The sequence below is a fragment of the Mesorhizobium sp. M7A.F.Ca.CA.001.08.2.1 genome (genome assembly GCF_003998455.1).
Lineage (GTDB): Bacteria > Pseudomonadota > Alphaproteobacteria > Rhizobiales > Rhizobiaceae > Mesorhizobium > Mesorhizobium ciceri.
Genome location: NZ_RZPW01000688.1, coordinates 1 through 3349 on the forward strand (window position 1 = coordinate 1; position 3349 = coordinate 3349).

The window sequence follows — 3349 nt, forward strand, 5'->3', positions numbered from 1 at the left end:
GCCGTGCTTGCCGGCCGGAATGATCTCGCCGGGCAGCGACACCGTCAGCGACCCGTCGGCGCGCTCCAGCACCGAGAACTCGATCTCGCGGCCCTCGACGAATTCCTCGATCAACACTTTGCCATCGTAGCGGAAAGCCGTGTCGATGGCCTGCTCGAAGCCGTCCCTGTCATTCACCTTGCTGACCCCGAAGGACGAGCCCTGGCGCGCCGGCTTGGCGAAGAAAGGCAGGCCGAGCGTCCCGGCAATCTCCTGGAAGGAATGTTTGCCGTTTCGATGCACGGTGACGGAGCGGGCAACCGCCAGTCCCGCCTCGCGCATCAGCCGCTTGGCGACGTCCTTGTCCATGGCGGCGGCCGAGGCGAGAATGCCGCAGCCGACATAGGCGACATCGGCGACCTCGGCATAGCCCTGCACCGAGCCGTCCTCGCCGAACGGCCCGTGCAGCACCGGGAACACGACGTCGATGGGGGGCAGCTCAGGCTGCGTACCATCCCGCGACACCGCAACCAGCCGGCCCTTGCCGCCGGGCAACAAAGCAACCTCCGGGCCGTCTTCGGGGGCCGGCGCCCCTGCCGCCTCATCGCCGATCGCCGCGGCGCGATCGAGTTGTTGCAGCAGCCACCTGCCGCCTCGCGAAATGGCGATCGGCACGATATCGTAGCGCGTGCGGTCGATCGCCTTCAGCACATTGGCGGCCGAAAGGCGCGACACGTCGTGCTCGGCCGAACGCCCGCCATAGAGGATGGCCACTCTTGTCTTGTCGGTCATCGAAATCCCTCGACTGTCAAAAAATCAAATGGCGACGGCAATGCCGCGATTGGCAAAGAAGCGGTCGAAATCGGCCGGTGACAACACTGCGTCTGCCTGTGTGGCGGGCTCATGGCCGGACGGGTTGTGAAAGCGGAAACCTTCGTCGGATGCCGCGGTGATCAGCACCAGATGGCCGCCCTTCGAGGGCGGCTCGCGCTCGGGCCAGCGGATCGAGCTGCTGACCGACGCGATGAAGAAGCGCGTCCGCTGCATGATCGCCGGAATGTCTGATGTGGCGACATTGGTCATCACCTCGGCGCGCAGGCCGAAAGCTTCCTTCACGAAGCTGACGAAGGGCGCGTAGATCAGCCCCTTGATCGATCCCTCATTGACGACATAGCCGCCATATAAGGTGCAGCGCCTGGCAAGTTCGATCGTCGGCACGATCTCGCCGCGGCTGGCCAGGATCATCTTAAGGCAGGCCATGCCGCAGATGTTGGCGGCCCAGATTGCGTATTCATCGAGGGTCTCCGCCCCGGATCGCCTCCACAGCGGATCGCGCCTGAGCGCAACATCCGCGCCGTCGGCGAGCACGTCCAGCGTCATGTCAGGCGTTTCCCACTGGCTGAAAAACGGCACGGTTTCAGGCGGCGGGCTCATGCGGTCTCCTCGGTCGGCTGGTTCCATCTCGTATACGAGGATACGAGATGGATGAAAAGCCGTGACATTCAGTGGCGCGACCCAGAAGATGTCATCTTCCGTTTCGGTCAACCATCGTTGACATCCGGGGTTAGCGGAAGCCTCTCCCGCCTTCGTCATCCACAGGCGGAGCAGGAGCGAAGCTCCGTCGCGGAGACCCGAGGATGACGAACGTGGTGAATGCTGCGCGCCGCCTACTCGGCCTTCGCCCAGCCGAAAACCAGCCACGCATATTTCGATTTTTCGTAGGGTTCGACAGTGTAGGTCATCTGCATGTCGCCGTCCTTGGCGTAGATATCCAGCCGGGGCGCCGTATCCAGCTCGAGCCACGCCGAACTCTTGCTGAACGACCAGGTTCCGCACCAGACGCAAGGCCCCGACGTCGGATCCCCGGGCTGGTGAAAATTGTAGCGGCCGTCCGCCGTGATCTCCAGATAATCGAACGCCCCGTAAAACGCGGTCACCGTCTGCTGGAACTCACTGGCGGCCGCTTCCTGTTCCGGTGTCGGCGTATCCTTCATATCGCGCGGCGGCCGGATGGCTCCGCCGTTGAGTTTCCATTTGCCGACAAAATCCTTCTCGGTCGGCAGATATTCCTCCTGGGCCTGCGCCGATGAAATATAAGCAAAGGATGATATACTTGTGAGGCCAACGGCCCCGATCGCAAATAGAAGCGTGGCGGCACAGATCGCCCTTGCTGGGTTTTGCATAAAAAAATATCTCCACGGGGGGGTAAGGGGAGTTTTATTGAAAATTTGTGGCGGACGTTGCTTCGGGACCGATTCCCACCCGCCATTTGCACGGTTAGCATCGGGGCCACCGATCTGGCAACGCAAGGCAGCCTCTCTCCAGCATCGCCCATGCGTCCGCGATCCCGGCCGGCTGAATATCGGCAGCTTAGAAGGTGATCTTCACCGAAGCGGCGCTGCGGCTATGCGGGCCGTGATGGACGGCCTCGATGTTGTTGCCGTCCGGATCGAGCAGGAAGGCGGCGTAATAGCCGGGGTGATAGGGCCGTTCGCCCGGCGCGCCATTGTCCGTGCCGCCGGCCGCCAGCCCGGCCTTGTAGAAGCCGTCGACCATGGCGTGGTCCCTTGCCTGGAAAGCCAGGTGATGGCGGCCGGTGAGTTTTCCCTGTGCGGCCCGGCTGTCGGCAGTGGAGACAAACAGCTCGTCGGCCCAGAAAAAGTCGGCGCCGCTACCTCCGATCGGGACATCGAGCGCCTGCAGGACCGCCTCGTAGAAACGCCGGCTGGCCGGGAGGTTTCTGACCACCAGTTGGATGTGGTCGATGAGCCGGCCGCGATGCAATTCCTGGGTTTCCATGAAAACGCCTCCTCGTGTGGGTTCGAATTTAGGTTGGGATAGGGCGTCGTCAATGCGGATATTTCCCAGCAGACAAAGGGCCCGCCGGGAGGGGATCCGGCGGGCCTTTGGAAAGCATGTCTAGCCTTCAGGGGTCTGAGGGGGGATCAGACCTGGTAAGAACCTTTGTTGGCCGCGGAGGTTCCACCCGAACAAAAAAATTGCCGATGGCCCGTCCGCGGAATTCAAGCAGTGGAGGCGATTTCTTCGCGAGACCACTCACAGTTTGGAACTTTCCGCTCGCAACCGGGTTTGGTGGCGCGGTGGGAGGAATTGCGATTGGATTGTTTTCAGAGGCTCGAAGCGCTGGTCGACAGCGCCGGTGTCGACGATATCGAGGAAGCAACCGCTCTGCTGCGCCGGTTCAAGGGCAGGTCGCGCGAGGTCGCGGCAGCCATCGACGAATTCATGCTCGATTTCATGACCTTGGTCTTCGTCGTCGAAAACGGCGAAGAAGGTTTCGAAAGGCCGGTCCGCAAGCTCGCTCGCACCAGGCTTTCAAAGCTTGAGCGGCTGGTGACTGTAACGGCGG

5 protein-coding genes are annotated in these 3349 nt (G+C 62.3%); 1 reads left to right on the forward strand and 4 read right to left on the reverse strand.

Going from position 1 to position 3349, the window contains the following annotated elements:
* From EN914_RS29070 to EN914_RS29085, 4 genes are all read right to left on the reverse strand, one after another.
* Positions 1–771 (reverse strand): D-alanine--D-alanine ligase family protein (locus tag EN914_RS29070; protein ID WP_164778992.1); only part of this gene is annotated, 771 nt, incomplete at its 3' end.
* Positions 772–795: 24 nt separating this feature from the next.
* Positions 796–1413: a C39 family peptidase gene (locus tag EN914_RS29075; RefSeq protein WP_024501618.1), complete on the reverse strand. Its 618-nt coding sequence runs from the start codon at positions 1411–1413 to the stop codon at positions 796–798.
* A 233-nt stretch (positions 1414–1646) separates the two neighbouring features.
* A complete protein-coding gene (locus tag EN914_RS29080) occupies positions 1647–2162 on the reverse strand; it encodes a hypothetical protein (RefSeq protein WP_024501619.1) in 516 nt (171 codons plus the stop codon).
* Positions 2163–2349: 187 nt separating this feature from the next.
* Positions 2350–2778 carry a VOC family protein gene (locus tag EN914_RS29085; RefSeq protein WP_024501620.1) on the reverse strand — a complete coding sequence of 143 codons (429 nt, stop codon included), beginning with the start codon at positions 2776–2778 and terminating at the stop codon, positions 2350–2352.
* Positions 2779–3096: 318 nt separating this feature from the next.
* Between EN914_RS29085 and EN914_RS29090 the strand changes: the two genes are divergently transcribed.
* A partial coding sequence (locus EN914_RS29090; protein WP_245497864.1) for a hypothetical protein occupies positions 3097–3349 on the forward strand: 253 nt, incomplete at its 3' end.